Source organism: Azospirillum thermophilum, assembly GCF_003130795.1.
GTDB classification, from domain to species: domain Bacteria; phylum Pseudomonadota; class Alphaproteobacteria; order Azospirillales; family Azospirillaceae; genus Azospirillum; species Azospirillum thermophilum.
This window is the reverse complement of record NZ_CP029358.1, coordinates 83414-108096: the sequence shown is the minus strand read 5'-3', so window position 1 is coordinate 108096 and position 24683 is coordinate 83414. Positions and strand designations below refer to the sequence as shown.

The 24683-nt window shown below is 71.6% G+C and carries 24 protein-coding genes; 14 read left to right on the top strand and 10 right to left on the bottom strand.

Annotated elements, in window-relative coordinates; genetic code table 11:
* Positions 1 to 7: 7 nt before the first annotated feature.
* From pcaD to pcaG, 5 genes are all read left to right on the top strand, one after another.
* Positions 8 to 829, top strand: a complete 822-nt coding sequence (gene pcaD, locus DEW08_RS28265; RefSeq protein ID WP_109333684.1) for a 3-oxoadipate enol-lactonase — start codon at positions 8 to 10, stop codon at positions 827 to 829.
* Positions 819 to 1277 carry a 4-carboxymuconolactone decarboxylase gene (gene pcaC / locus DEW08_RS28260; protein WP_245987058.1) on the top strand — a complete coding sequence of 153 codons (459 nt, stop codon included), beginning with the start codon at positions 819 to 821 and terminating at the stop codon, positions 1275 to 1277. Before pcaD ends, pcaC begins: the two co-directional genes overlap by 11 nt.
* 4 nt (positions 1278 to 1281) lie before the next feature.
* Complete coding sequence (locus DEW08_RS28255) at positions 1282 to 2637, top strand: 3-carboxy-cis,cis-muconate cycloisomerase (protein ID WP_109333682.1); 1356 nt, start codon at positions 1282 to 1284, stop codon at positions 2635 to 2637.
* A gap of 117 nt (positions 2638 to 2754) precedes the next feature.
* Positions 2755 to 3477 carry a protocatechuate 3,4-dioxygenase subunit beta gene (gene pcaH / locus DEW08_RS28250; RefSeq protein WP_109333680.1) on the top strand — a complete coding sequence of 241 codons (723 nt, stop codon included), beginning with the start codon at positions 2755 to 2757 and terminating at the stop codon, positions 3475 to 3477.
* A 3-nt stretch (positions 3478 to 3480) separates the two neighbouring features.
* Positions 3481 to 4029, top strand: a complete 549-nt coding sequence (gene pcaG, locus DEW08_RS28245) for a protocatechuate 3,4-dioxygenase subunit alpha (RefSeq protein WP_109333678.1) — start codon at positions 3481 to 3483, stop codon at positions 4027 to 4029.
* Positions 4030 to 4098: 69 nt separating this feature from the next.
* On the opposite strand, the gene DEW08_RS28240 is transcribed toward pcaG, so the two are convergent.
* Both DEW08_RS28240 and DEW08_RS33365 read right to left on the bottom strand, forming a co-directional pair.
* Positions 4099 to 4512, bottom strand: coding sequence for a hypothetical protein (locus DEW08_RS28240; protein ID WP_109333676.1), 414 nt, complete (start codon positions 4510 to 4512; stop codon positions 4099 to 4101).
* Positions 4513 to 4551: 39 nt separating this feature from the next.
* Complete coding sequence (locus tag DEW08_RS33365) at positions 4552 to 4674, bottom strand: hypothetical protein (protein WP_281262084.1); 123 nt, start codon at positions 4672 to 4674, stop codon at positions 4552 to 4554.
* A gap of 540 nt (positions 4675 to 5214) precedes the next feature.
* On the opposite strand from DEW08_RS33365, the gene DEW08_RS28235 reads away from it, so the two are divergent.
* The 5 genes from DEW08_RS28235 to DEW08_RS28215 all read left to right on the top strand — a co-directional run bounded on the left by DEW08_RS28235 (position 5215) and on the right by DEW08_RS28215 (position 10734).
* A complete protein-coding gene (locus tag DEW08_RS28235; protein WP_109333674.1) occupies positions 5215 to 6069 on the top strand; it encodes a phosphate/phosphite/phosphonate ABC transporter substrate-binding protein in 855 nt (284 codons plus the stop codon).
* Between the two features lie 3 nt (positions 6070 to 6072).
* Complete coding sequence (locus DEW08_RS28230; protein WP_245987057.1) at positions 6073 to 8760, top strand: hybrid sensor histidine kinase/response regulator; 2688 nt, start codon at positions 6073 to 6075, stop codon at positions 8758 to 8760.
* A gap of 72 nt (positions 8761 to 8832) precedes the next feature.
* Entirely contained in the window at positions 8833 to 9786 is a 954-nt protein-coding gene (locus DEW08_RS28225; protein WP_109333672.1) for a response regulator, read from the top strand.
* Between the two features lie 75 nt (positions 9787 to 9861).
* Positions 9862 to 10254, top strand: coding sequence for a hypothetical protein (locus DEW08_RS28220; RefSeq protein WP_109333670.1), 393 nt, complete (start codon positions 9862 to 9864; stop codon positions 10252 to 10254).
* 108 nt (positions 10255 to 10362) lie between these two features.
* On the top strand, positions 10363 to 10734 hold the full coding sequence (locus DEW08_RS28215) for a response regulator (RefSeq protein ID WP_109333668.1): 372 nt from the start codon (positions 10363 to 10365) through the stop codon (positions 10732 to 10734).
* A 22-nt stretch (positions 10735 to 10756) separates the two neighbouring features.
* On the opposite strand, the gene DEW08_RS28210 is transcribed toward DEW08_RS28215, so the two are convergent.
* On the bottom strand, positions 10757 to 11974 hold the full coding sequence (locus DEW08_RS28210) for an NnrS family protein (protein ID WP_109333666.1): 1218 nt from the start codon (positions 11972 to 11974) through the stop codon (positions 10757 to 10759).
* 140 nt (positions 11975 to 12114) lie between these two features.
* Here DEW08_RS28210 and DEW08_RS28205 point away from each other — a divergent pair, with 140 nt between their 5' ends.
* Together DEW08_RS28205 and phoU are read left to right on the top strand one after the other, a co-directional pair.
* Positions 12115 to 12297: a hypothetical protein gene (locus tag DEW08_RS28205; protein ID WP_109333664.1), complete on the top strand. Its 183-nt coding sequence runs from the start codon at positions 12115 to 12117 to the stop codon at positions 12295 to 12297.
* Between the two features lie 123 nt (positions 12298 to 12420).
* Entirely contained in the window at positions 12421 to 13194 is a 774-nt protein-coding gene (gene phoU, locus DEW08_RS28200; RefSeq protein ID WP_109333662.1) for a phosphate signaling complex protein PhoU, read from the top strand.
* Between the two features lie 44 nt (positions 13195 to 13238).
* Here phoU and DEW08_RS28195 read toward each other — a convergent pair whose 3' ends face one another.
* Positions 13239 to 13586 (bottom strand): acyl carrier protein, encoded by a 348-nt coding sequence (locus DEW08_RS28195; protein ID WP_109333660.1) that lies wholly within the window; start codon positions 13584 to 13586, stop codon positions 13239 to 13241.
* Positions 13587 to 13896: 310 nt separating this feature from the next.
* Between DEW08_RS28195 and DEW08_RS28190 the strand changes: the two genes are divergently transcribed.
* Positions 13897 to 15252, top strand: coding sequence for a nucleobase:cation symporter-2 family protein (locus tag DEW08_RS28190; RefSeq protein WP_109333658.1), 1356 nt, complete (start codon positions 13897 to 13899; stop codon positions 15250 to 15252).
* A gap of 78 nt (positions 15253 to 15330) precedes the next feature.
* Here DEW08_RS28190 and DEW08_RS28185 read toward each other — a convergent pair whose 3' ends face one another.
* The 3 genes from DEW08_RS28185 to DEW08_RS28175 all read right to left on the bottom strand — a co-directional run bounded on the left by DEW08_RS28185 (position 15331) and on the right by DEW08_RS28175 (position 19863).
* Entirely contained in the window at positions 15331 to 16755 is a 1425-nt protein-coding gene (locus tag DEW08_RS28185) for a ribonuclease J (protein WP_109333656.1), read from the bottom strand.
* Between the two features lie 466 nt (positions 16756 to 17221).
* A complete protein-coding gene (locus DEW08_RS28180) occupies positions 17222 to 19273 on the bottom strand; it encodes an NADPH-dependent 2,4-dienoyl-CoA reductase (RefSeq protein WP_109333654.1) in 2052 nt (683 codons plus the stop codon).
* A 140-nt stretch (positions 19274 to 19413) separates the two neighbouring features.
* On the bottom strand, positions 19414 to 19863 hold the full coding sequence (locus DEW08_RS28175; RefSeq protein WP_245987056.1) for an Lrp/AsnC family transcriptional regulator: 450 nt from the start codon (positions 19861 to 19863) through the stop codon (positions 19414 to 19416).
* Positions 19864 to 20078: 215 nt separating this feature from the next.
* Between DEW08_RS28175 and DEW08_RS28170 the strand changes: the two genes are divergently transcribed.
* Positions 20079 to 21149 (top strand): saccharopine dehydrogenase family protein, encoded by a 1071-nt coding sequence (locus DEW08_RS28170; RefSeq protein WP_109334139.1) that lies wholly within the window; start codon positions 20079 to 20081, stop codon positions 21147 to 21149.
* Here DEW08_RS28170 and DEW08_RS28165 read toward each other — a convergent pair.
* From DEW08_RS28165 to DEW08_RS28155, 3 genes are all read right to left on the bottom strand, one after another.
* Entirely contained in the window at positions 21137 to 22963 is a 1827-nt protein-coding gene (locus DEW08_RS28165; protein WP_109333652.1) for a sensor histidine kinase, read from the bottom strand. The genes DEW08_RS28170 and DEW08_RS28165 overlap by 13 nt on opposite strands.
* Before the next feature lie 146 nt (positions 22964 to 23109).
* Entirely contained in the window at positions 23110 to 23754 is a 645-nt protein-coding gene (locus DEW08_RS28160) for a phosphatase PAP2 family protein (RefSeq protein WP_168220547.1), read from the bottom strand.
* Between the two features lie 207 nt (positions 23755 to 23961).
* Positions 23962 to 24666, bottom strand: a complete 705-nt coding sequence (locus DEW08_RS28155) for a LuxR C-terminal-related transcriptional regulator (protein ID WP_109333648.1) — start codon at positions 24664 to 24666, stop codon at positions 23962 to 23964.
* Between the last annotated feature and the right edge of the window lie 17 nt (positions 24667 to 24683).

Below are 24683 nucleotides of genomic sequence, written 5' to 3'. Positions count from 1 at the left end.
ACACCCCATGCCCTTCATCGCCGCGAACGGCATCACCGTCCATTACGACCTCGCCGGACCGGACGACGCGCCGGTCCTGCTGTTCGCCAACTCGATCGGCACCAGCTTCCACATCTGGGACGCCATGGTGCCGGCGCTCGCCCGGCGCTGGCGGCTGCTGCGCTACGACATGCGCGGCCACGGCCTGACCGAGGCGGCGCCGGCCGGAGAGGGCGACGGGACCGGCGGCTACAGCATGGATCTGCTGGCCGACGACGTGCTGACGCTGATGGACGCGCTCGGCGTCGCCAGGGCGCATGTCTGCGGCCTGTCGATCGGCGGCATGGTCGCCCAGCGCCTCGCCGTCAAGGCGCCGGAGCGGGTCGACGCGCTGGTGCTGTGCGACACCGCCGGGCTGATCGGCCCGCCGTCGGTCTGGACCGAGCGCATCGCGGCGATCCGCGCCCGCGGCCTGCCGGCCATCGCCGAAGGGGTCATGGCCCGCTGGTTCACCCAGCGCTTCCGGACGGAGCGGCCGGACCTCGTGCGCGGCTACGTCACCATGCTCGGCCGCACCGACCGGGAGGGCTACATCGGCTGCGGCATGGCAATCCGCGATGCCGACCTGCGCGCCGACAACGCGCGCATCGCCGCCCGCACCCTGGTGGTGGTCGGCGACGAGGATGCCGCCACCCCGCCGGCCCTGGCGCGCGAGCTTGCCGAGGGCATCCCCGGCGCCATCCTCGCCGCCATTCCGAACGCCGCCCACCTGCCCTGCGTCGAGCAGCCGGCGGCCCTCGCCACCATCATCGACGATTTCCTGACGAGGGGAGCCGGCCATGGCCGATGAGACGCCGCCGATGCCGGATCGCGACCTCGACCGGGACCTCTACGGCCGCGGCATGGCGGTGCGCCGGTCGGTGCTGGGGGCGGCCCATGTCGAGCGCGCCACCGCCCGCGCCACCGACTTCGACCGCGACTTCCAGGACTTCATCACCCGGCAGGCCTGGGGCTCCGTCTGGACCCGGCCGGGGCTGGATATCCGGACCCGCAGCATGCTGACCATCGCCATGATGGCGGCGCTCGGCCACGAGGAGGAGCTGAAGCTGCACATCCGCGCCACCCGCAACACCGGCGTGACGCTGGACGAGGTGAAGGAGATCCTGATCCAGGTCGCCGTCTATGCCGGCGTGCCGGCCGCCAACACCGCCTTCCGCCTCGCCCGCGAAGCCTATGAGGAGATGGCGGCCGATGACCGGATGGCGGACCGGCAGGCCGGGACGGCGCGGGGAGACTGATGCCATGGGCAGCCCTTACGCCGACCCGCTGCTCGACCCGCTCTTCACCACCGCCGAGGCGGCCGACGCCTTCGGGCCGCGCGCCCGGCTGCAGGGCATGCTCGACTTCGAGGCGGCGCTGGCGCGGGCGGAGGCCAGGGCGGGCGTCGTCCCCGCCGCCGCCGTTCCCGCCATCGCGGCGGCCTGCGACGCCGCCCTCTACGACCTCGACGCGCTGGGGGCCGAGGCGGCGCTGGCCGGCAACACCGCCATCCCGATGGTCGGGCACCTGACCCGCAAGGTGGCGGAGGCCGATGCCGAGGCCGCCCGCTTCGTCCATTGGGGGGCGACCAGCCAGGACGCCATGGACACCGGGCTGGTGCTGCAGCTCCACCGCTACTGCGACGGGCTGGAGGCCGACCTTGCCCGGCTGGCCGACGGGCTGGCGGCGCTTGCCGACCGGCACCGGGCGACGCCGATGGTGGCGCGCACCTGGCTGCAGCACGCCCTGCCGACCAGCTTCGGGCTGAAGGCGGCGGTGCTGCTCGACGCGCTGGGCCGCGACCGGCAGAGGCTGGCGGCAGCGCGCGGCCGGCTGGCGCTGCAGTTCGGCGGGGCGGCGGGCACGCTGGCGGCGCTCGGCGACGCCGGGCTGCGGGTGGCCGCGGCGCTGGCGGCGGAGCTGTCGCTGCCCCTGCCCGCCCTGCCCTGGCATTCCAGCCGCGACCGGGTGGCGGAGATCGCCGCGGCGCTCGCCATCCTGGCGGGGACGCTCGGCACGCTCGGCCGCGACGTGTCGCTGATGATGCAGATGGAGGTGGGCGAGGCCTTCGAGCCCGCCGGCCCCGGGCGCGGCGGCTCCTCCACCATGCCGCACAAGCGCAACCCGGTGTCCTGCGCCGTCCTGCTGGCGACGGCGTCGCGCGCCCCCGCCCTGGCCGGCGGCCTGCTCGCCGCCCAGGTGCAGGAGCATGAGCGCGGGCTCGGCGGCTGGCACGCCGAGTGGCAGGCCCTGCCGGAGCTTGCCCGCCTGGTCGCCGGGGCCACCCGCCACGCCGCCGGGCTGGTCGCCGGGCTGACCGTCGATGCGGAGCGCATGCGCGCCAACCTCGACCTCACCCGCGGCCTCATCATGGCGGAGGCGGTGACCATGGCGCTGGGGGAGCGGCTGGGCCGCATGGCCGCCCACGAGCGGGTCGCCGAGGCCAGCCGCCGCGCGGCGGCCGAGGGGCGCCGGCTGCGCGACCTGCTGGCGGAGGATCCGGCGGTGGCGGCGGTGCTCGACGGGGCGGCGCTCGACGCGCTGTTCGACCCGCTGCACTACACCGGCTCCGCCGCCGCCTTCATCGACCGTGCGCTGGCCGGTCATCGCGGGGGCTGATCCCTCCGCGCACATATCCGGTCCGGTCTTCGTGCTTCTTGGGAAACGGGCCACCGGTCCGCAGTCGCAGACAACCAAGCCCCGCCAGGGGAAGACCATCCAGAGGAGGAGACGTCCATGACGGACAGCACTGCCGCGGCGCCGGGCGGCTTCGCCCCGCGCGACTGGGCGCAGCATCCGCCCTATCTGTCGCCGGAGTACAAATCGACGGTCCTGCGGTCGCCGCGCAAGCCGCTGATCCCGATGGCGCAGACGCCGTCGGTTCTGACCGGCCCGGCGTTCGGCCAGGACGCGGTGGATCCGCTCGACGCCGACCTGACGCGCAACGGCCGGGTGAACGGCGAGCCGCTGGGCGAGCGCATCATCGTCACCGGCCGCGTGCTGGACGAGGACGGGCGCCCGGTTCCCGACACCCTGCTGGAGATCTGGCAGGCCAACGCCGCCGGCCGCTATGTCCACAAGTGGGACCGGCACGAGGCGCCGCTCGACCCCAACTTCTTCGGGGCCGGGCGCTGCGTGACCGACGGCCAGGGGCGCTACCGCTTCACCTCGATCAAGCCCGGCGCCTATCCCTGGGGCAACCACCACAATGCCTGGCGGCCGGCCCACATCCATTTCTCGCTGTTCGGGCCGTCCTTCCTGACCCGGCTGGTGACGCAGATGTATTTTCCCGGCGATCCGCTGCTGCCGCTCGACCCGATCTACAACGGCATCCCGGACGGAGCGCGCGAGCTGCTGATCTCCCGCTTCTCCATCGACGTGACCGAGCCGGTGTGGGCGCTCGGCTACGAGTTCGACATCGTCCTGCGCGGCCGCAAGGCCACCCCGATGGAGGGTTGATCCATGCCGAGGCAGACCCCGTCCCAGACCGTCGGCCCCTATTTCGCCTATGCCCTGACCCCCGGCCTCTACGGCCGCCGCGCCATCGCCGGCAACCGCCTTGCCCTCGCCGATGCGCCGGGCGAGCCCATCCGGATCGAGGGGCGGGTGCTGGACGGCAACGGCAGCCCGGTGATCGATTCCCTGGTCGAGATCTGGCAGGCCGGCCCGGACGGCCGCATCGCTCCGGGCGCCGCCGGCTTCGGCCGCTGCGGCACCGACGACACCGGCACCTACCGGTTCGAGACGGTGAAGCCCGGCGCGCCGGGCGACGGGCAGGCGCCGCACGTCATGATGACCGTCTTCGCGCGCGGCATGCTGTCCCACGCCTTCACCCGCCTGCTCTTCTCCGACGAGGAGGAGGCGAACGCCGGCGATCCCGTCCTCGCCGCCGTACCGGAGGAGCGCCGCGCCACCCTGATCGCCCGCCGGCAGGAAACGGCGGCCGGTCCGGTCTACCGCTTCGACATCCATCTCCAGGGCGAGGCGGAGACCGTCTTCTTCGACGCCTGACGGCCGTTCCGGGGGAGAGGGGCGCGGCCGTGCCCGCCCCCTCCGTCCGCCTGCGGGTCCGCCCGGCGGTCAACTGACGGTCGAGACCACGCAGACCGCCTGGTTGAAGCCCGGCCCGCCCTCGTCGTTGAAGCCGACGACCGCGACGACGCCGTCGTCCCGGATCACCGCCATCGGGCTCTGCCGCCAGGGATAATCGCCGGCGTCGCTCGCTTCCGGCGAGATCAGCTTGTGGTATGCGACGAGCCCGACGGCCGATATGCGGCCGATGTCCGTTACGAAGTCGTCCCTGCTTCTGAAGTAATTGCCCCTGTTCTGCAGCAGTTCCCGGGTATTGGCGTTGCAGATCCAGATCATGTTCTCCCACGCCGCGTTGAACTGAAAGCTCAACCGCAGGAACTTCCCCGGAGGAACCGGTCGGATGAACTGCCAAGCCGGGCTCGCGATGATCCCGCTCGGCCCGTTGTCGAAATCCTCAGCCATGTCCGTTCTCCCATAGTGACGAAACAGGAACAGATCGCCTCACCTCACGCTGAATCCTGGAAAGGCCGCGATACATTTGGGGAAAGCCACCAAAACGACGTCGTATCCGGGCAAGTCGATGGGCATGCCGCTGCGGACAAACTCCGCCGGCAGATCGGTCATCCCACGATCCGTCATAAAAGATGCTTCGGGCCATACGGACCTGTCCTGAGGCCGGTCCGCATCGGGTCGCGACTTCACTGAACCGGAAAGGATTCCTTCCGACTGTTCCGGGATTTCGCCAATTCACAAGCCCTTGAATACATAGAGGAAGACCAGCAACCAGAAGTTCGCAAGCTCTCAATGGTTATAGATGAGCCGCAAACGCCGACTCTTCCGGGAATGACCCGGACGCGGACCGCCCGTGACGGCCTCCGCCGTGACCGAGAGAAACCCCCGCGGGTCATAACCGGACCTGGCCCGTGCCGGATTATTGCCAGCTTCGGACCTCCCGGGAAGAATTCGCACCGGTACCGGAAATAATCGCTCGCAGAACGCCCAATAGAGGGAATCCGCCCTGCGGCAGCTTGCAGCTAACCGATCCCTAACCTTTGTGATAAATCATCCGCGCTATGCGCCCTGCAGGTCGCCGGCACACCGCCGCCATCGGCCGGCGGCACGGCGGCCGCGGACGGCGTTCCTCCGGCCGGGAACCACCCTGCGATGCTGAAGCGCCTGATCCTCGCTCTGCCTCTTCTCCTCGGTCTCCTGCCGGCGCAGGCGTCCGCCGCCGACCAGCCCCCCTTCAAGATCGGCATCGCCCCCCACACCAGCGCCCGCGTCATCGTCGAGCAGTACCAGCCGGTGCGCCGCGCGGTGGAGGCGGCGATCGGCCGCCCGGCGGAAATCGTCACCGCGCCGGACTTCACCGCCTTCGCGCGCCGCGCCATCGAGCAGGAGTACGACGTCGCCGTCACCACCGGGCACCAGGCGCAGCTCCTCCGCTCGGATGCCGGCTACCTGCCGCTCCTGACCTACAAGGCGGACTTCAAGGCGGTGGTGATCGCCGAGAACCTCGCCGGCAAGGGCGCGAAATACCCCAGCGCCGCCGACCTGCGCGGCACCACCGTGCTGGGGCTGAACCCCTCCTCGCTGGTCACGCTGTGGGGCCAGCACTGGCTGTCCGACGCCAAGGTGCCGGAGGTGCAGATCCGCTACGTCAGCGCCGCCGACAGCGTGGCGCAGATCATCCTGGCGGGCGACGCCTCGGCCGGCTTCATCTCGCTGGCCAACCTGCAGAAGCTGGCGCCGGAGGTGCAGGCCCGCCTGACCACCATCGCCCGGAGCGAGCCGATGGCCGGCCGCGTCTATCTGATGAACGGACGCAACGCCGCGCTGCGCGGTGCCGTGCACGACGCGCTGCTCGCCTTCGGCGCCACGGCGGAAGGCAGGGCCTATTTCGACACCAACGCCCTCGGCGGCTACCGCGAGATCACCGGCGGGGAGCTGGCCGCCATGGAACCGCTGGCCGACGAGGTGCGCGCCGTGCTGAAGTCCGGCGCGAAGACGGGCAACTGAGCCGTGCTGCGCTTCGCTCCCTGGAAGACGCTGCGCGGCCGGATGCTGGCCGCCGCGATGTGCGTCGAGGCGGTGATGCTGACGCTGCTCGTCGCCAACAGCGTCCGCCTGCTCTACGGCAGCCTGACCGAGCAGGCGCAGCTCCACGCCAGCCAGGTGACCCCGGTGCTGAACGCCGCCCTGGTGGCCCCGCTCGCCCAGCGCGACTACGCCACGGTGCAGGCGGTGCTGGACGAGAGCCGGGCGGCCGGCGGCGTCGAGTATCTCGCCGTCCTCGACAGCAGCGGCAAGCTGGTGGCGCTCAGCGGCTGGCCGCGCGACCGCGCCTTGCCGCCGCCCGAACAGGCCCTGTCGCTGGCGCCCAAGGAAGCCGGCAGCGGGACGGAGTACCGCTACGACGTGCGCCAGCCGGTGGCGCTGGCCGGGCAGGCGCTGGGCACCGTGCAGTTCGGCCTCGACCTCGGCCACATCGTGTCGGCGCGCAAGGACCTGCTGACCCAGGGCATCGCCATCGCGGTCATCGAGATCCTGCTGTCGGCCGGGTTGCTGACCCTGCTCGGCCTCTGGCTGACCCGCCACCTGACCCTGCTGACCCGCGCCAGCGAGGCGATGGCCGCCGGCGACGACGCCCCGCCCGTCATGGCGGAGGGGAACGACGACATCGGCCGGCTGGGGGCCGCCTTCAACACCATGTCCCGCGCCATCCGCGAGCGGGTGGACCAGCTCACCGTCTCGCGCGACGAGCTGGAGGCGCTGGCCCGCGACGTCGACCAGGAACGGGCCCGCCTGTCGTCGCTGCTCGCCGCGATGGATTTCGGCGTGCTGTTCGTCGGGCGCGACGGCCGCATCGCCTTCGCCAACCCGGCGGTGGGCAAGCTGTTCGGCATCGCCGAGCTGCCGATCGGCGCCACGCTGGAGAGCGCCTTCGCCGGAGCGGGCAACGCGGCGCGCGACGCCGACCTCGCGGCGCTGGCCGCCGTCGACGCCGACGAGCTGCGCGAGATGGTGCTGGCCGACGGCCGCATCGTGAGCTGGCACAATGTGCCGGTGCGCAACGCCGGCGGCGCCCAGGCCGGCAAGCTGTGGCTGTGCGTCGACGTGACGGAGCCGCAGCGCGCCGCCCGGCAGCTCCGCCAGGCGAAGGAGGAGGCGGAGGCCGCCAACCGCGCCAAGACGGAGTTCCTGGCGACCGTCAGCCACGAGCTGCGCACCCCGATGAACGGCGTGCTCGGCAACCTCTCCCTGCTGACCGACGGCAATCTGCCGGCGGAGGAGCGGCGGCTGGCCGACGTCGCCCACCGCTCGGCCGAGACGCTGCTGCGGCTGCTCGACGACATCCTCGACCTGTCCAAGCTGGATGCCCGGCGGATCGAGCTGGAGGAGGCGGACTGCGTCGTCACCGATCTGGTGGAGGGCGTCATCGACGTGATGCGCCCGCGCGCCGCGGAAAAGGGGCTGGCCCTGTCCTGCCACGCCCTGCCCACCGTGCCGGAGGTGATCGTCACCGACCCCGCACGGCTGCGCCAGGTCCTGTTCAACCTGATCGGCAACGCCGTCAAGTTCACCGAAACCGGCCATGTCGCGGTGCGGGTCCGCCGTGGCGCCGCCGTGGACGATACCCGCTTCTTCCTGGAGTTCGAGGTCGAGGACACCGGCATCGGCATCGCCCCGGACGCGCTGCGCATCCTGTTCGACCGCTTCACCCAGGCCGACAGCTCGATCACCCGCCGCTACGGCGGCACCGGCCTCGGCCTCGCCATCTGCCGCGAGCTGTGCGCGATGATGGGCGGCAGCATCGACGTCGACACCGCTCCCGGCCGCGGCAGCGTCTTCCGCTTCACCATCGTCTGCCGCCTCGGCGACCCGTCCGCCCTGCGGCCGGTCGAACGCGACATGGAGGAGGCGGCGCGCAGCGTGGAGCTGCCGCCGCTGCGCGTGCTGGCGGTGGACGACGTCGACATCAACCGCGACATCGTCCGCGGCATGCTGGAACGCGCCGGCCACAGCGTCACGCTGGCGGCCAGCGGCAGCGAGGCCCTGCGGCTCGCCCGCGACACCGAGTTCGACCTGGTGCTGATGGACATCCAGATGCCGGGCATGGACGGGCTGACCGCCACCCGCATGGTGCGCGGCATGGCCGGCCCGCGCGGACAGGTGCCGATCATCGCGCTGACCGCCCACGCCTCCGGCAGCTCCCGGCCGGAATGCCTGTCGGCGGGGATGAACGGCTTCGTCACCAAGCCGCTGCGTCCCGCCGCGCTGCTGGCGGAGATCGCCCACATCCTTCACGGGCCGGACCACGCCGGCCCCGCCCCGCAACCCGCGCAGCAGCCGTCCGCCGCCGCCCCGGCCGCACTGCTCGACGACGAGCAGATCGGCGTGCTGCGCGAGGTGCTGAGCCCGGAGGAATGGCATCATTCGCTGAGCGAGTTCGCCATCGCCGCCCGCGCCGAGATCGCCGCCATCGCCACGGCCGCCACCGCGGGCGAAAGCCACCGGGCGCTGGCCCATACGCTGAAGGGCATGTCGCTGAATGTCGGGGCCGCCGCCCTCGGCGCCATCGCGCGGGACCTGGAACACGCCCCCGCCGCGGCGGCGCTGGAGCGGCATGCGGAGATGGAGGCGGTGCTGGAACGAACGCTCGGCGCCATGGCGGCCTGGACCCCGCGTCAATCCGCCTCAGCATCCTGACGCGACCGCTTAACGAATTTTGTTCAACCCCGGCGGTAGCGTCGGCGGCCTTTCGTCAAACCGGTTCACCGAATGAACCTCGATCCAGGATACGGCCGGCTCCATCTGATGGTGGTGGAGGATGTCACGCACACCCGTCAGGTGCTGCGCGGGATCCTGCGCCACCTCGGATTCCCGCGTGTCAGCGAGGCGTCCTGCGCCGCCGAGGCCTTCGACCTCGTGCGGGCGGCGCCGCCCGACATCATCCTGACCGACTGGGAGATGCCGGGGGGAAGCGGGCTCGACCTCGTGCGGATGGTTCGGACGCGCGCCGACTCCCCGGATCCGATGATCCCGGTGATCATGCTGACCGCCCATGGCGGGCTGGAGCACGTCATCGCCTGCCGCGACGCCGGCGCCACCGACTATCTGGTGAAGCCCTTCTCCCCCTCGCGCATCGCCACGCGCATCGTCGACGTGGTGTCGCGCCAGCGCCCCTTCGTCTGCGCGCCCGGCTATCGCGGCCCCGACCGGCGGCGGGCCCGGCGGCCGGTGCCGGCGGACCGCCGCTCCCCCATCGCCCCGGCGCCGGGGGTCCGGCTGCTGCCACCGGACGGGCTGCTGGCCGCCAAGGTGGCCGGCGACCCGGCGGCCGTCGACCGCGCCGTGCTGCTGCGGCAGGAGCTGCTGCTCAGCGTCCAGCCCGACCCCACGGCGGAGGCGCCGGGCCTGGCCCTGCTGGACGAGATGGCGGCGATGGCGCTCGGCGCCTCGGACCGGCTGGCCGATGCGCTGCGCCGCATGGCGGGGCCGCTCGACCTGCTGCGCTGCCGGCCGGGCGGCCTGTCGACCTCCGCCACCCGCGTGGTCGCCTCGCTCCAGCGCATCGTCGCCGATCCGGCCTCGGCGATCGCCTCGCAGGATGCGGTGCGGCTCCACCTGATGGCCTTGCGGGCGATCCTGCGCGCGGCGGACGATCCCGCCGCCGAGCGCACCGCGGAGGAGCTGGCCAGCCAGATCGAACTGCTCGGCCGCGCCGGCCGGTGAGCCCGCCCGCGGCACAAGCGGCCCCCGCCGGTGTTCCCTTGCATGACGGCGACCTGCGCAAGGGAAGGGTGTGAGATGACTCAGATGCTCGGCAATGCCTCCTGGCTGGCCGGGACGGGCCGGCCGGCGGCGGACGGGATCCGGCCGGCGGTGCGGATCGTGATGGCGGAGGCCGGCTTCCGGCCGATCGACACCGGCAACGGGCGGCCCGCCTGGTTCCGGCGGGCGGGCGACGGCACGCACCACGCCCTGATCTCGTTCAACGGCGGCCTGGACGGCGATCCGCAGGCGGCGGGCTGGGTCGCCGGCGTCTATGGCGAGCGCGGCGGCATCATCGAGGTCGCCGGCATCACGCTGGCCCGCGCCATCGACGCGGCCGACCAGTTGCCCTCCCCCGTCCGCGCCGACGGGTCGCTGATCGAGGCACTCTACCCCTCGCTCGATCAGGCGATGGACGACCTGTCGTGACATCAGAGGGTTATGAACTCCGACACTCACCAAGGTGGGAATAGACATTCCGCCACGCTTCGCCCAAAGCTCCGCGGTATATCATTTCACCGCAGCGAGCGATCCCGCATGACCCCCACCCCGCCGCCTCCCTTCCGCGTCCTGCTGGTGGAGGACGAGACGCTGGTCGCCATGGCGGTCGAGGACGCCCTGTCCATGCACGGCGTCGAGGTGGTCGGCCCGGCCGACAGCGTGCCGCTCGCGCTGGAACTGGTCGAACGGGGCGGTTTCGACGGCGCCCTGCTCGACGTCAACCTGCGCGGCGAACGGGTCGATCAGGTGGCCGACGCGCTGGCCGCGCGCGGGCTGCCCTTCATCTTCACAACGGGCACCGGGGCGGACGGCGTGCCCGAAGGACACCGCCACCGCCCCGTGCTGACCAAGCCCTTCCGTGATGCCGAGATGTCGGCGGCGATCGACGAGCATCTGCGGCCCGCCTGATCGCCGCCCTCCCCCAGTAGGGTCAGCCCGGCCGGCCGTCGGCCCGCGGCGTCAGCAGGATGGGGGCATAGACGGCGAGGAAGAGGGCGAAGGCCGCCACCCAGACCACACCGGCCGCCAGCAGCGCCGGCCAAACCAGACCGGCCGGCAGCAGCGGCGAGGCGACGCGCAGCAGGGCGGCAGCGGTCACCAGCCAATAGGCGCCGACCGTCAGCGGGGCCGCCACCAGCGGCCGGCCGGTATGGCCCAGCGCCGCCCGGCTCATCACCGCCAGGATCATCGTCCCGAAGGCGCCGGCGGTCAGCGCATGGATGCCGGAGGAGGCCGGCACCACATCGCCGACCAGATGCAGGCCGGTCAGCGCCAGCCCGGCGACCACCCACAGATAGCCGACATGCAGCACCCACAGGATGGGCTGCCGCCGCGCCTTCCACCCCTGCCAGCCGAACAGCCGAACGCCGTGCGCCGCCGCGGCGACCAGCGCCAGCAGGCCGGTCGCGACCGCGTCGGGGATCAGCACCGTCGCCGGGATCAGCGCGGCGGTGGAGGCCAGCGTCACCCGCTCCACCCAGGGGCGGGACACCACCGTCGCCGGGATGCGCTGCGCCGCCAGCCCGTTGCGGGTGAAGGCCGGCAGGATGCGGCCGCCGATCACCGCCACCATCATCAGCACCACGCCGATCGCCAGCGCGAGCCCCCGCGCGCCGCCGTCCTCCAGCACCGCCATCCACTCCAGATGGATCAGCAGGTTGGCGAGGAACAGCAGGACCAGCAGGACCAGGAAGGCGCTGTTGCGCAGCTTGCCCGCGCGGATCAGCGGCCGGGCGAGCGCCACCCCCAGCGCCGGGAAGAAGGCGAGGTCCAGCAGGGCGGCGGCCGGCGCCGGCACGCCCGCCCAGGGGAACACCGCCACCCGGCCCGCCAGCCACAGGACGGCCAGCAGCATCAGCGGCCGGCCGGACAGCGCGACGGTGCCCGTCCAGCTCGGCACCGCCGTCAGCAGGAAGCCGGCGACCGCCGCGGCGGAAAAGCCGAACAGCATCTCGTGCGCGTGCCAGATGCTCGGACCGATGGGGCCGTCCGGCCAGGTGCCGGTGACGAGCACGGCGAGCCAGGCGGCGAGGAATCCGGCCGCGGACAGGCCGGCGGCAAGGAAGAAGGGGCGGAAGCCGTAGCGGAAGAGGACCGGCAGCGGATCGGCGTCCGTCCGGTCGGTGGGGGAGATGCTGTGCAGGGACATGGGGCGCAAGCCTCCGGAGGGCCGGAATGGGAACAGGTCTGCGGCCGACCTTGCGCCGGGGGGACCGGTGTCGCCTTGACCATCGTCAACCCTTTTCCCGCCTTGCCGAAGCGGCGGCGCCGTCCCACACTCAGGACATCATGACCGGCGACCCCCGCGACGACCGCATCCGAGCCCTGGAGGACGCCCTGCGCGACGTGGCGCGGGAGGCCGCCTCGGCACGGTCGGCGCTGTGCGAGAACGAGTTGGTCATCCGGCTCGACACCATCCTGGCGCGCAGCCTGGGGGCGCTGAAGGAGACCGGCAGCGGACCGGAAGCCTGAGACGCGGTATTGTTCGCGTCACCAGCATAATTCACGAAACCGCAATATCCCTGACACGGCACCGTCACCGGCGGCCATTAACCTTCCACCGGATTTTTGCGCCCTCCTTGGCATCCGGTGATCATGAGCACGGAACACATCGTCCGGTCCTTCGCGCAGGAACTGCAGCGGCTGTCCAACCTGGTCATGCAGATGGGCGGCGTGGCGGAGGCGCAGGTCGAGGCGGCGGTCAGGGCGGTGGCGCGGCGCGACGTCGGCCTCGCCACCCAGGTGATGCAGGCGGACCAGCGGCTCGACGCCTACGAACGGGACATCGACACGGAGGCGATCCGGCTGCTGGCGCTGCGCCAGCCGATGGCGCAGGACCTGCGGGAGATCGTCTCGGCCCTGAAGATCTCCGCCGACCTGGAGCGGATCGGCGATTACGCCGCCAACATCGCCAAGCGCTCGCTGGTGCTGGCCCAGGTGCCGGCGGCGCGGCCGGCGGTGGCGATCCCGCGCATGGGCCGCATGGTCGAAACGACGATGAAGGACGTGCTCGACGCCTATATCGAGCGCGACGTCGCCAAGGCCGTTGCCGCCTGGGAACGCGACGAGGAACTGGACGACCTCTACACCAGCCTGTTCCGCGAGGTCCTCACCTACATGATGGAGGATCCGCGCAACATCACGCCCTGCACGCATCTGCTGTTCATGGCGAAGAACCTGGAGCGGATCGGCGACCACGCGACCAACATCGCCGAGACCATCCATTTCCTGGTGGTCGGCACGCCGCTGTCGATGGCACGGCCGAAGAACGACGCCAGCAGCTTCGCCATCGCCGACCACGACGACGCCATCCTGCCCGTCGGCCTGGGCGACGATTCGCTGGACGGTTCCTCCGCCGACGCCGGCTGATCCGGCCCGCCCGTCTTCACGCGCCGCCGGTCGACGCCCCCCGCTCAGCCGACATTTTCCGGGATCTGGTTGATCGCCCGGCACTTCGCCTCGAACTCGGCGGAGATGAAGGGCGGGCGCTTGAAGAAGCCGGCGATCCAGCTCGCCAGCAGGCACAGCTCCTCCAGCTTCACCAGCTCGTCCAGCGTGCCCTCGGGGAAGCGGATGCCGAAGCTGTCGGAGATGTACTCCAGCACCTCCTCCACCTGCTCGATGGTCAGGCCGCAGTCGGTCTCCAGAGTGGCGGTCCGGGTCAGCTTGGCCTCGTCGATGCCGTACACGTCGCGGATCAGCTTCACGATCCAGCGGAACATGTTCATCCAGTTGGAGACGCCTTCGACCGATATGCTCATCTCGCCACTCGCCGGGGAAAGCGGAGCCCAGTCCTTTCGGTACTAGCTCTTTCGGGAGAGAACTATACACCAGCGGAGGGCAAGAAGAACCACCGGATCGACGCCGATCGCCGGCAACGCCCCGTCGAAATTGCCGCAGCGTCTGCCGCCAAAGCGGGCATAATCGGTGGCGCATGCCTGTTTTGCCGCCGCCGGCAGCGCGTCCTCCTCAGCCTGACGATGCGCCGGCCGCGGCCCGCCTGCCATGGCATGCCCGATGCACCGTCCGACGCCTCGACAACGGGGTTCGGCGAACGAAGGCGAGGCGACCATGACGGCAAGGACGGTTCATCCGGTGGACGAGGTGCTGCCCCCCTGGCGGCTGCTGGCGCTGGGGCTGCAGCATGTGCTGGTCATGTATGCGGGGGCGGTCGCGGTGCCGCTGATCATCGGCGGCGCGCTGAAGCTGCCCAAGGACCAGGTGGCGCTGCTGATCAACGCCGACCTGTTCGCCTGCGGGCTGGTCACGCTGATCCAGTGCGTCGGCTTCTGGAAGTTCGGCATCCGGCTGCCGGTGATGATGGGCGTCACCTTCGCGGCGGTCGGCCCGATGGTCGCCATGGCGGGCAACCCGTCGCTCGGGCTGCTCGGCATCTACGGCGCGGTGATCGGCTCGGGGGTGTTCGGGCTGCTGGCGGCGCCGCTGATCGGCCGGCTGCTGCCGCTCTTCCCGCCGGTGGTCACCGGCAGCGTCATCGCCATCATCGGCATCTCGCTGATGCGGGTGGCGGTCAACTGGGCGGGCGGCGGGGTGGGCAATCCCGGCTTCGGCGACCCCACCTATCTCGCCATCGCGCTGTTCGTGCTGGTGGTGGTGCTGGGGGTGATGAAGCATGGCCGCGGCTTCCTGCGGAACATCGCGGTGCTGCTGGGCATCGTCGCCGGCATGGTGGTGGCCTCCGCCCTGGGCATGGTCAGCTTCGCCGGTCTTGCCGAGGCGCCATGGGTGGACGTGGTGCGGCCCTTCCAGTTCGGCTGGCCGGTCTTCGATCCCCTGGCCATCGTCACCATGTCGCTGGTGATGATCGTGGTGATGATCGAATCCACCGGCATGTTCCTGGCGGTGGGCGACATGGTGGGCCGCCCGGTGAGCACGGAGGATCTGACGCGCGGCCTGCGCACCGACGGGCTCGGCACGCTGATCGGCGGCGTCTTCAACACCTTCCCCTACACCTCCTTCTCGCAGAATGTCGGGCTGGTCGGGGTGACCGGGGTGCGCAGCCGCTGGGTCTGTGCCGCGGGCGGGGTGATCCTGCTGGTGCTGGGGCTGCTGCCGAAGCTCGCCCATGTGGTGGCGTCGGTGCCGGCCTTCGTGCTGGGCGGGGCCGGCATCGTGATGTTCGGCATGGTCGCCGCCACCGGCGTGCGCATCCTGTCCCGCGTCGATTTCGCCACCCGGCGGGAGAATCTGGTGATCGTCGCCGTCAGCGTCGGGATCGGGCTGGTGCCGCTGGTCTCCGACAAGGTCTTCCAGAAGATGCCGGGCTTCCTGTCGCCGCTGCTGCACAGCGGCATCCTGCTCGGCACCCTGGCCGCGGTCCTGCTGAACTGGTACTTCAACGGGCTGGACTCGGACGGCGAGGCCCGCCACGGCGTGGCCGCGGCGGCGCAAGGCGCGGAAGCCTGACCGCGCCCGGCGGCCGGTGACCCGATCGGCGGCCTGATCGGCCGTCCAGGTCAGGCCGCGCGGGTCGGGCAGCCTGGGTCAGGCCGCCAGCCGCTCCGGCTCCTGCAGGTCGGACTCGTTCCAGGGGAACAGGTCCTGGCCGTCGAAGGCGAGCCGGTCGGGCTCGACCCGGCCGATGACGCGGGTGCCCTCGGCGGCGATGCGGATGACGTCGCCGTCCTCCGGCACCAGGGCCCGCTCGACGCCGCAGTCGCGGGCGAGGCGGGCGTGCGCCTCCAGATGCTCCAGCGTGCCGTGGACCGGCACCGCGAAGCGCGGGCGCACCAGCCCGTACATGCGGGCGAGGTCGTCGCGCTTGGGGTGGCCGGTGACGTGGACCGGCGCTTCGGCCGGGGTCACCACCTCGACGCCCATGGCGCGCAGATGGGCCTGCACCGCGCCGATGGTGTCCTCGTTGCCGGGGATGGCGCGGGCGGAGAAGATGGCGGCGTCGCCCTCCTCCAGCCACAGCTCGCGATGGTCGTTGCGGGCGATGCGGCTGAGCGCGGCGCGCTCCTCTCCCTGGCTGCCGGTGCAGAGCAGGACGAGGTTGCGCCGGTCGGTCCAGGAGGCCTCGCGCAGGCTGATGAACTCGGGCAGCCCGTCGAGGTAGCCGCAGGCCCGCGCCGCCTTCTCCATGCGGATCATCGAGCGGCCGACCAGCACGACCTTGCGGTCGTGGGCGGCGGCGGCCTCCAGCACGGCGCGCATGCGGGCGACGTTGCTGGCGAAGCCGGTGACGGCGATGGCGCCGCGGCGGCCGGCGAAGGCGGCCATCAGGCCGGCGCGGGCGTCCGCCTCCGACCCGGCGGTGCCGTCGACGTTGGCGTTGGTGCTGTCGCACATCATCGCCAGCACGCCCTCGTCACCCAGCCGCTTCAGCGCCGCCAGGTCGGCGGTGCGGCCGACCAGCGGGTTCGGGTCGAACTTCCAGTCGCCGGTGTGCAGCACGGTGCCCGCCGGGGTGCGGATGGCGACCGACATCGGCTCGGGGATCGAGTGGGTCATCGCCACCGTCTCGACCCGGAAGGGGCCGATCTCCAGCGCCGCCCCGACCGGGAAGGTGTGAAGCTTGACGCGGCGGTGGATGCCGGCGTCCTTCAGCCGCTCGCGGATCACGGCGGCGGCGAAGGGGCTGGCGTAGATGGGGCAGTTCAGGCGCTTCCACAGATGGTGGATGGCGCCGATATGGTCCTCGTGCGCGTGGGTGACGACCAGGCCGACCACATCGTCCATCCGCTCCTCGATGAAGCGGGGATCGGCCATCACGGCGTCGATGCCCGGAGCCTCGTCGCCCATGAAGGCGACGCCGGCGTCCACGATCAGCCATTTCCCGGCATGGCCGTAGAGCGCCATGTTCATCCCGATCCGCGAACAGCCGCCGAGCGGCAGGAACAGGATCTCGTCAGCGCCCGGCACCGGGCCGGACGCCGCACCGCGACGGTGCTTGCTATCGAATGTCATTGGGTGTGCGTGCTTCCTGTGCAGTCATGGTTTACAAGGTCCGGCATTCGACGCTGCCGGCGGGCGTGCATCGCTGGGCGACGCGGAATTCCGTGGAGTCCGTGGGGGGAGTCCGTGGCGGTGTCGGGGTCGATCGCGATCACGTCTCGATGCACGGGCGCAGAGCCATTGCAGGCGCGCCGCATGTCGCGATTCATGCCAACGGGGGCCAACCCGATCCGAAGCGACCTGGACCGGCAGGGCCGGTCGTCCGGACGGCCGCTCCGGACTGGTTCGAGATATGGGGAGAAGGCGGCCCGGGTCAAGGGCTTATGACGAAGGCGTCCCTGCCCTGCGCCGCACGCCGGTCGCGCCGGCCCCGCCGGCGGGGGAGCCGTGCCCGAAAACCGTGCCCGAAAACCGTGCCTGGAAATTTGCGAGCGGGGCGGCTGCCCCCCAGCGTGCCGCCCCGCTCACGGGACGGCCACTACAACGCGGCGCCCACCCTCGTCCCCTGGGCGATGGCGCGCTTCGCGTCGAGTTCGGCCGCCACGTCGGCCCCGCCGATCAGGTGCACCGGCACCCCGGCGGCGGTCAGCGGTCCGTGCAGGTCGCGCAGCGGCTCCTGCCCGGTGCACAGCACGATGGTATCGACCTCCAGCAGCCGGGGGGTCTCGCGCTTCTCCCCGAAGCTGATGGTCAGGCCGCGGTCGTCGATGGCCTCGTAGTTCACGCCGGCCAGCATCTCCACCTGCTTCATCTTCAGCTGCGCCCGGTGGATCCAGCCGGTGGTCTTGCCGAGCCCGGCGCCCGGCTTGGTCGCCTTGCGCTGCAGCAGGGTGATCTGGCGCGGCGAGGGCGCCGGGCGCGGCGCCACCACGCCGCCGCGCGCCTCGGCCGGGTCTGCGACTCCCCACTCCGCCAGCCACTGCGACAGGTCCTGGCCCGGCGCCGGCGCGCCGTGGCCGTCATGCGTCAGGTACTCGCAGACGTCGAAGCCGATGCCGCCGGCACCGATCACCGCGACCCGCCGGCCCACCGGCTTGCGGTGGCGCAGCACGTCGATGTAGGTCAGCACCTTGGGGTTCGACTGGCCGGGAATCCGCGGGTCGCGCGGCAGGACGCCGGTCGCCAGCACCACCTCGTCCCAGCCGGCCGACAGCTCGGCCACCGTCACGCGGCGGTTCAGGTGCAGGGTCACCCCCGTCTCGGCGATGCGGCTGGTGAAGTAGCGCAGCGTCTCCGCGAACTCCTCCTTGCCGGGGATGCGCATCGCCATGGTGAACTGGCCGCCGATCTCGGCCGCCGCGTCGAACAGATGCACCTCGTGCCCGCGCTCGGCCAGCGTGGTGGCGCAGGCGAGCCCGGCGGGGCCGGCGCCGACCACCGCGATGCGCTTCGGCCGGGTGGCCGGCTCGATCGTCAGCTCCGTCTCGTGGCAGGCGCGCGGGTTGACGAGGCAGCTCGCCCGCTTGCCGGAGAAGACATGGTCCAGGCAGGCCTGGTTGCAGGCGATGCAGGTGTTGATGGCGTAGGCGCGGCCGGCCGCCGCCTTGTTGACGAACTCCGGGTCGGCCAGCAGCGGCCGCGCCATGGAGACGAGGTCGGCGCTGCCGTCGGACAGGATACCCTCCGCCACCTCCGGCGCGTTGATGCGGTTGGTGGTGCAGAGCGGAATGCCGACCTCGCCCTTCAGCTTCCTCGTCACCCAGGCGAAGGCGCCGCGCGGCACGCTGGTGGCGATGGTCGGGATGCGCGCCTCGTGCCAGCCGATGCCGGTGTTGATGATGGTGGCCCCCGCCTGCTCGATCGCCCTGGCGAGCTGCACCACCTCGTCCCAGCTGCTGCCGTCGGGGATCAGGTCCAGCATGGACAGCCGGTAGATGATGATGAAGTCGCGCCCCACCGCCTCGCGCATGCGCGACACGATCTCCACGGGGAAGCGCATGCGGTTGGCATAGTCGCCGCCCCAGCGGTCGGTGCGCTTGTTGGTGTGGGCGACCAGGAACTGGTTGATCAGGTAGCCCTCGCTGCCCATCACCTCGACGCCGTCATAGCCGGCGTCGCGCGCCAGCTCGGCGCAGCGGACGAAGGCGCGGATCTGCCGCTCGACCCCGCCGGCGCTCAGCCCGCGCGGCGTGAAGCGGGAGATCGGCGACCGGATGGGCGACGGCGCGACCGACAGGGGGCTGTAGCCGTAGCGGCCGGCATGCAGGATCTGCAGCGCCACCTTGCCGCCCGCGGCATGCACCGCGTCGGTCACCATCCGGTGCGGCGTGACGGCGCCGCGCCGCGCCAGCGTCGAGGCGAAGGGCGACAGCCAGCCCTCCACGTTCGGCGCGAAGCCGCCGGTCACCATCAGCCCGACGCCGCCGCGCGCCCGCTCCGCCAGATAGGCGGCCAGCAGCGGGAAGTTGCGCTTGCGATCCTCCAGCCCCGTATGCATCGACCCCATCACCACCCGGTTGCGCAGGGTCGTGAAGCCGAGGTCGAGCGGCGCCAGCAGATGCGGGTAGGGAGCGGTCGCAGGGGCGGTCACGGGCGGCGGGCTCCTGGTCTGGAACGAGGCGCCCCCCTGGGAGCGGGACGCCCTCGGGGGGAACGCGGTGGGACGGATGATCCGTCGCCCCACTCCTACCGTTGCTTGACCTATACGTCAATCCCCTTCCGCTAGAGGGCTCAGCGCTCCAGCTTGGTGGAGAGGATGATGGACGACATGGTCTTCTCCACCCCGGCGATGCGGCCGATGCCGTCCAGCACGGCGTCCAGCGCGTCGTGGCTGTCGGCGCTGACGGTGGCGCACATGTCGTAGATTCCGCTGATGGTGTGCAGCCGCGTCACCTCCGGCATCTTGCGCAGCGTGTGGACGACGCGGTCGGCCAGCTTGGCGTTGACGCTCAGCATGACCAGCGCCGACACCGTGCGCCGCGGCGCCGGCGTGCCGTAGCGCAGCGTGTAGCCGGCGATCACCCCCTGCCGTTCCAGCCGCGCGATGCGGTCCTGCACGGTGGAGCGCGACAGGCCGAGCGCGCGGCCGAGGGCGGCGGTGCTGGTCCGCGCGTTCATCGCCAGCAGGTCGAGAAGCTGGCGGTCGATGTCGTCCAGGGGCGGGTTGGGCAGGTCCGGCATGGCCCCTGTGATATCCGGCGCAGGCGGTGCGGTAAAGCGCCGCGCCACCCCGGCCTCCGGCGTTCCGGCGAAATGCCGGACCGGCCGGCGTTCCGCCGGAAATCGGCGGCGTGACCGGCGCTTTGCCCGGTGGCTTCCGGACAGCCGCCCCTGCGACCCTGGGGGTGCGACAGGATGTCGCCAAGCGAACAGGGAGAACAGGGACGATGGGTGCCATGAAGGTTCTGGTCCTCGGGGCCGGCAAGATCGGGTCGATGATCGCCACGCTGCTGTCCGGGACCGACGACTTCCAGGTGACGGTCGGCGACCGGGACGAGGCTCTGCTGGCGCGGGCCGAGCGGATGGGCCTGCGCGTCCGCCGGGTGGACGTCGAGGACGAGGAGTCGCTGCGCGCCGCCGCGATGGGACAGGGTGCCGTGCTCAGCGCCTGCCCCTATACCCTGACGCCGAAGATCGCCGCGGTGGCGGTCGCCTGCGGCGCCCATTACCTCGACCTGACGGAGGACGTGGCCGCCACCCGCGCGGTGAAGGAGCTGGCGGAGAAGGCCGGCACCGCCCTGATCCCGCAATGCGGCCTGGCGCCCGGCTTCATCTCGGTGGTCGGCTACGACCTCGCCCGCCGCTTCGACACGCTGCACAACCTGCACCTGCGGGTCGGCGCCCTGCCGCAATATCCGACCAACGCCCTGAAATACAACCTGACCTGGAGCACCGACGGCCTCATCAACGAGTACTGCAACCCGTGCGAGGCGATCGTCGACGGGGTGCGGCGCGAGGTGATGCCGCTGGAGGGCGACGAGGCCTTCGCGCTCGACGGCATCGGCTACGAGGCGTTCAACACGTCGGGCGGGCTCGGGTCGCTGTGCGAGACGCTGGACGGCAAGGTGCGCAACCTCGACTACAAGACCGTGCGCTATCCCGGCCACCGCGAGATCGTCCGCCTGCTGATCCGCGACCTGAAGCTCGGCGAGCGGCGCCACCTGCTGAAGGACGTGCTGGAGACGGCGGTGCCGCTGACCCTGCAGGACGTGGTGCTGGTCCTGGCGACGGCGACCGGCGTGCAGGACGGCGAGCTGCGGCAGGAGACCTTCGCCACCAAGATCTACAGCCGCGAGATCGCCGGCCGCACCTGGAGCGCCATCCAGATCACCACCGCCGCCGGCATCTGCGCCGTGCTCGACCTGCTGCGCGAGGGCTCGATCCCGCAGGCGGGCTTCGTCCGCCAGGAACAGGTCACCCTCTCGGCCTTCCTCGCCAACCGCTTCGGCGGCCACTACAAGGGCTGAGGACGGCCATTCTCGGAACGCCGCGGGGCGAGCGGCAGCGCGATGGTGAAGCTGCTGCCCTTGCCCAGCTCGCTCTCCGCCCGCACCGTGCCGCCGTGGAGCTGGACGATGCGGCGGACGATGTTCAGCCCGACGCCGCTGCCCGACGCCGTGGCGTTGGAGGCGCGGACATAGCGCTCGAACACCAGGTCGATCTCGTCGGGCGGGATGCCGATGCCGCTGTCGACCACCGACACGGTGGCGAGGCCGCCGGGGCCGGCCGGAAAGCGGGCACGGATCAGCACGCGGCTGCCCTTGGGCGAGTATTTGACCGCATTGCTCAGCAGGTTGCGGATGCAGAGGTCGAGCAGCTCGGCGTCGCCCAGCACGTCGGGGGCGAGCCCGCACCGCTCCGGCCGGTCGATCTCCAGCTCGATCCGGTGGTCGCGGCCGTCGGCGGCACCGTCCTCCATCTGCTCGGCGACCAGCTCGAACAGCAGCCCCTCCAGGTCGACCGGCACCAGCCGCAGCGAGAAGGAGGCGTTGTTCAGCCGCTCGTCGGCCAGGCAGGTCTCGATGGTGATGACCTGCCGGCGCACCGCGGACCGGATGGTGCGCAGCCGGTGGATGAAGTCCGGCGCCCCCTGCTCCGCCTTCAGCAGCATCATCTGGGCGGCGCTGTCGATGATGGCGAGCGGCGTCTTGAACTCGTGCGCCGCCATGCCGAGGAACTGGTGGAGCTCGCGCCGGGCGCTCTGCTCGGCGGCGAGCAGCCGTTCCGCCTGCAGCCGGGCGGCGTCGAGCGAGCGGATCGTCTCCTCCAGCCGGGCCTCCGCCCGCTTCAGATGGGTGATGTCGCGCAGCAGGAGAAGCTGGCCGACGCGCCGGTCGGCATAATGCAGCGTCTCCCGCTTCACCTCGAAGTACCGGCCCTCCGTCCCCAGGGCGACGACCCGCGGCGCCTCCCCCGCCAGCGGCGGGCGGTCGCCCAGCGCGTCGCCCAGCGGCGTCGCCGCCAGCCTCTGCCCGACGATCCCGTCCGCCGCCAGCGCGCGGGCCGCCCGGTTCGCCTCCACCACCGTTCCCTCGGCGTCGGTCACCAGCACCGGGTCGGGCACGGCGTCCAGCAGGGCGCCGCGCGCCACCGGGACGAGGTCGAAGAGCTGGCGCCGGGTGATCAGCCAGTAGAAGGTGCAGCCCATCGCCAGGAAGCCGAAGGGCGTCGGGTCGAAGTCGAACAGCGTGACGTTGCCGGTGATGTAGCTGATGTTGGCGATCCACGGCACCGCCATCACCAGCAGGAATCCCAGATAGTGGCTGCGGTAGACGCGCGGCGCGCGGACGATGCCGTTCGCGGTGACCGCGATGGCGACGACCATGAACAGGTAGAGGTAGACGGTCGTCAGGTAGAACCACAGCCCGTGCTCGTAGACGATCGCCGCCCCCGGCTCCGCGCTGATCGGCCGGGTATCGACGTAGAGCAGGCCGTGGCTGTCGTTGGTCAGCGCCAGGATGCCGGTCACCAGCCCCATCGCCAGCGGCGGCGGCCGCCACAGCGGCGACAGGTGGCCGTGGATGTAGGACCAGATGAACAGCGCCCAGAAGCTCGGCCCCGGCACGATGCCGAACCACGCCATCTCCGCCCAGAACACCTTGGCGTCCGGCGTGGGCACGATGTTCTCGATCGCCGCGGCGGTCGACCACCAGACGGCGGCGAGTTGCATGGCCACGAAATCGCCGCGGCCGGGAAAGCGGGGCTGCCGCAGGCTCCTGTAGGTGGTCCACAACGTCACCAGGACGGTGGCCAGCAGAAGGATTGCCGGAAAATTAAGCATGAGCCCCGCCAAAGGCGCCGCAGTCGGCCGCGCAGACCATCGTAGTCTTCGATGTCAGCCGCCGCGGCGCCTGTCAACGGCGATCCACCGCGGCATCTTGCTTTCGCCTGCGCAACGTCCGGCCGGGACGGCGGACCGTTTCGGGGTCAGCGCGTCCGCAGGGCGGCGAGGTCGGAGGGGCCGGTCATGCACAGCCCGACCTCCTGCTGCACCTCGTCGGCCAGCGCGCGGATCGTCTCCTCGATCACCGAGCGGTCGCCGACCGCCAGCGCCGCCAGGCCGCAGGCCAGCACCGCCCCGGCGGCGGCAGGGCGCAGCCGCAGCCGGGCCGGCGGCAGCGACCGGATGCTGAGCGCGAAGGCCAGCGCCGCGGCGGCCCCGACCGAGAGGCCGATCAGCACCTCCAGCTTGGTATGGGCGCGCAGCAGGATCCGCGACAGGCCGATGGCCGCCACCAGCCCGGCGGTCCCGGCCATCAGCAGGGTGCGGCGCCAGGGAATGTCCACGGCGCGCAGCATGACCGCGGCGAGCGAGCCGTAGAACAGCGCGGAGAAGGCGGCGTGACCGCTGGGGCTGACCACCCGCCGCAGCAGGATCGGCAGCCCGCAGGCATGGCCGTAGAGCTTCAACGCCGCCATGCCCAGCAGGCAGGCGCCCAGCACGGCGATCCAGCGCAGCGCCAGCCGCGCCGAATGCTGCCGCCACAGCACGGCCGCGAGGAGGACCGAGAGGGGGAGGAGGAGAACGCTGCTCCCCAGCAGGGTCACGGCAGCGCTCACATCACGAAGCATAGGCGTATCATCCGCCGGGTGGATCGAAGGCAGTTTAGCACGGCAGGCCGGATTCGCCATGCGGCTGTACCCGCGGACGGTCGGCCGGCCATGCGGCGTCGCAGCATTAACGGACTGCGGCACCATTCATTCAGGGCGCAGGGTACGTACCCCGGCGGTGGCACCGGGATTGCCGGCCTTGCCTAGCCCGACGGGGGCTTGAACCCGTCACATCCCCACCCCGCCGGCGAGCTGCCCGCCATCCACCGCCAGCCGGCCGGCCACCACGGCGGCCTGGGTGCGGCTGACCACGTTCAGCTTGCGCAGGATGGTCGAGACATGGACCTTCACCGTCTGCTCCGACACGGCGAGGTCGGCGGCGATCTGCTTGTTCAGCTTGCCGTCGACGATCATCATCAGGATGCGGAGCTGCTGCGGCGACAGCGAGGCGAAGCGGCGGGCCAGATCGGCCTCGTCCGCTTCCGCCGGGATGACGGCGGAGGCCGGCGGCGCCCACACCTCGCCCGACAGGATGGCGCGGATCGCCTCGGCCATGGCGGCCATGCTCAGCGACTTCGGGATGTAGCCCGACGCGCCGAAGGCCAGCGCGCGGGAGATGGTGCCGCCGTCCTGCAGGGCCGAGATGATGGCGACCGGCACCGTCGGGTGGTGGGCCTGCATCAGGAACAGCCCGGCGAAGCCATGGGTGCCCGGCATGTTGAGGTCGAGCAGGACGAGGTCGATGGCCTCCGGCCGCTCCGCCACCGCGGTCATCACGCCGTCCAGCGTCCCGCATTCGATGATGGCGACCTCCGGCATCGCCTTGCCCAGGGCATCGCGCAGCGCCGCCTGCACCAGGGGATGGTCGTCGCCGATGACGATGGTGACCGTCCCGTCGCGGCTGCTCTCCTCGCCGCATTCCTCGATGGCCATATGCTCCCTCCCCTGCC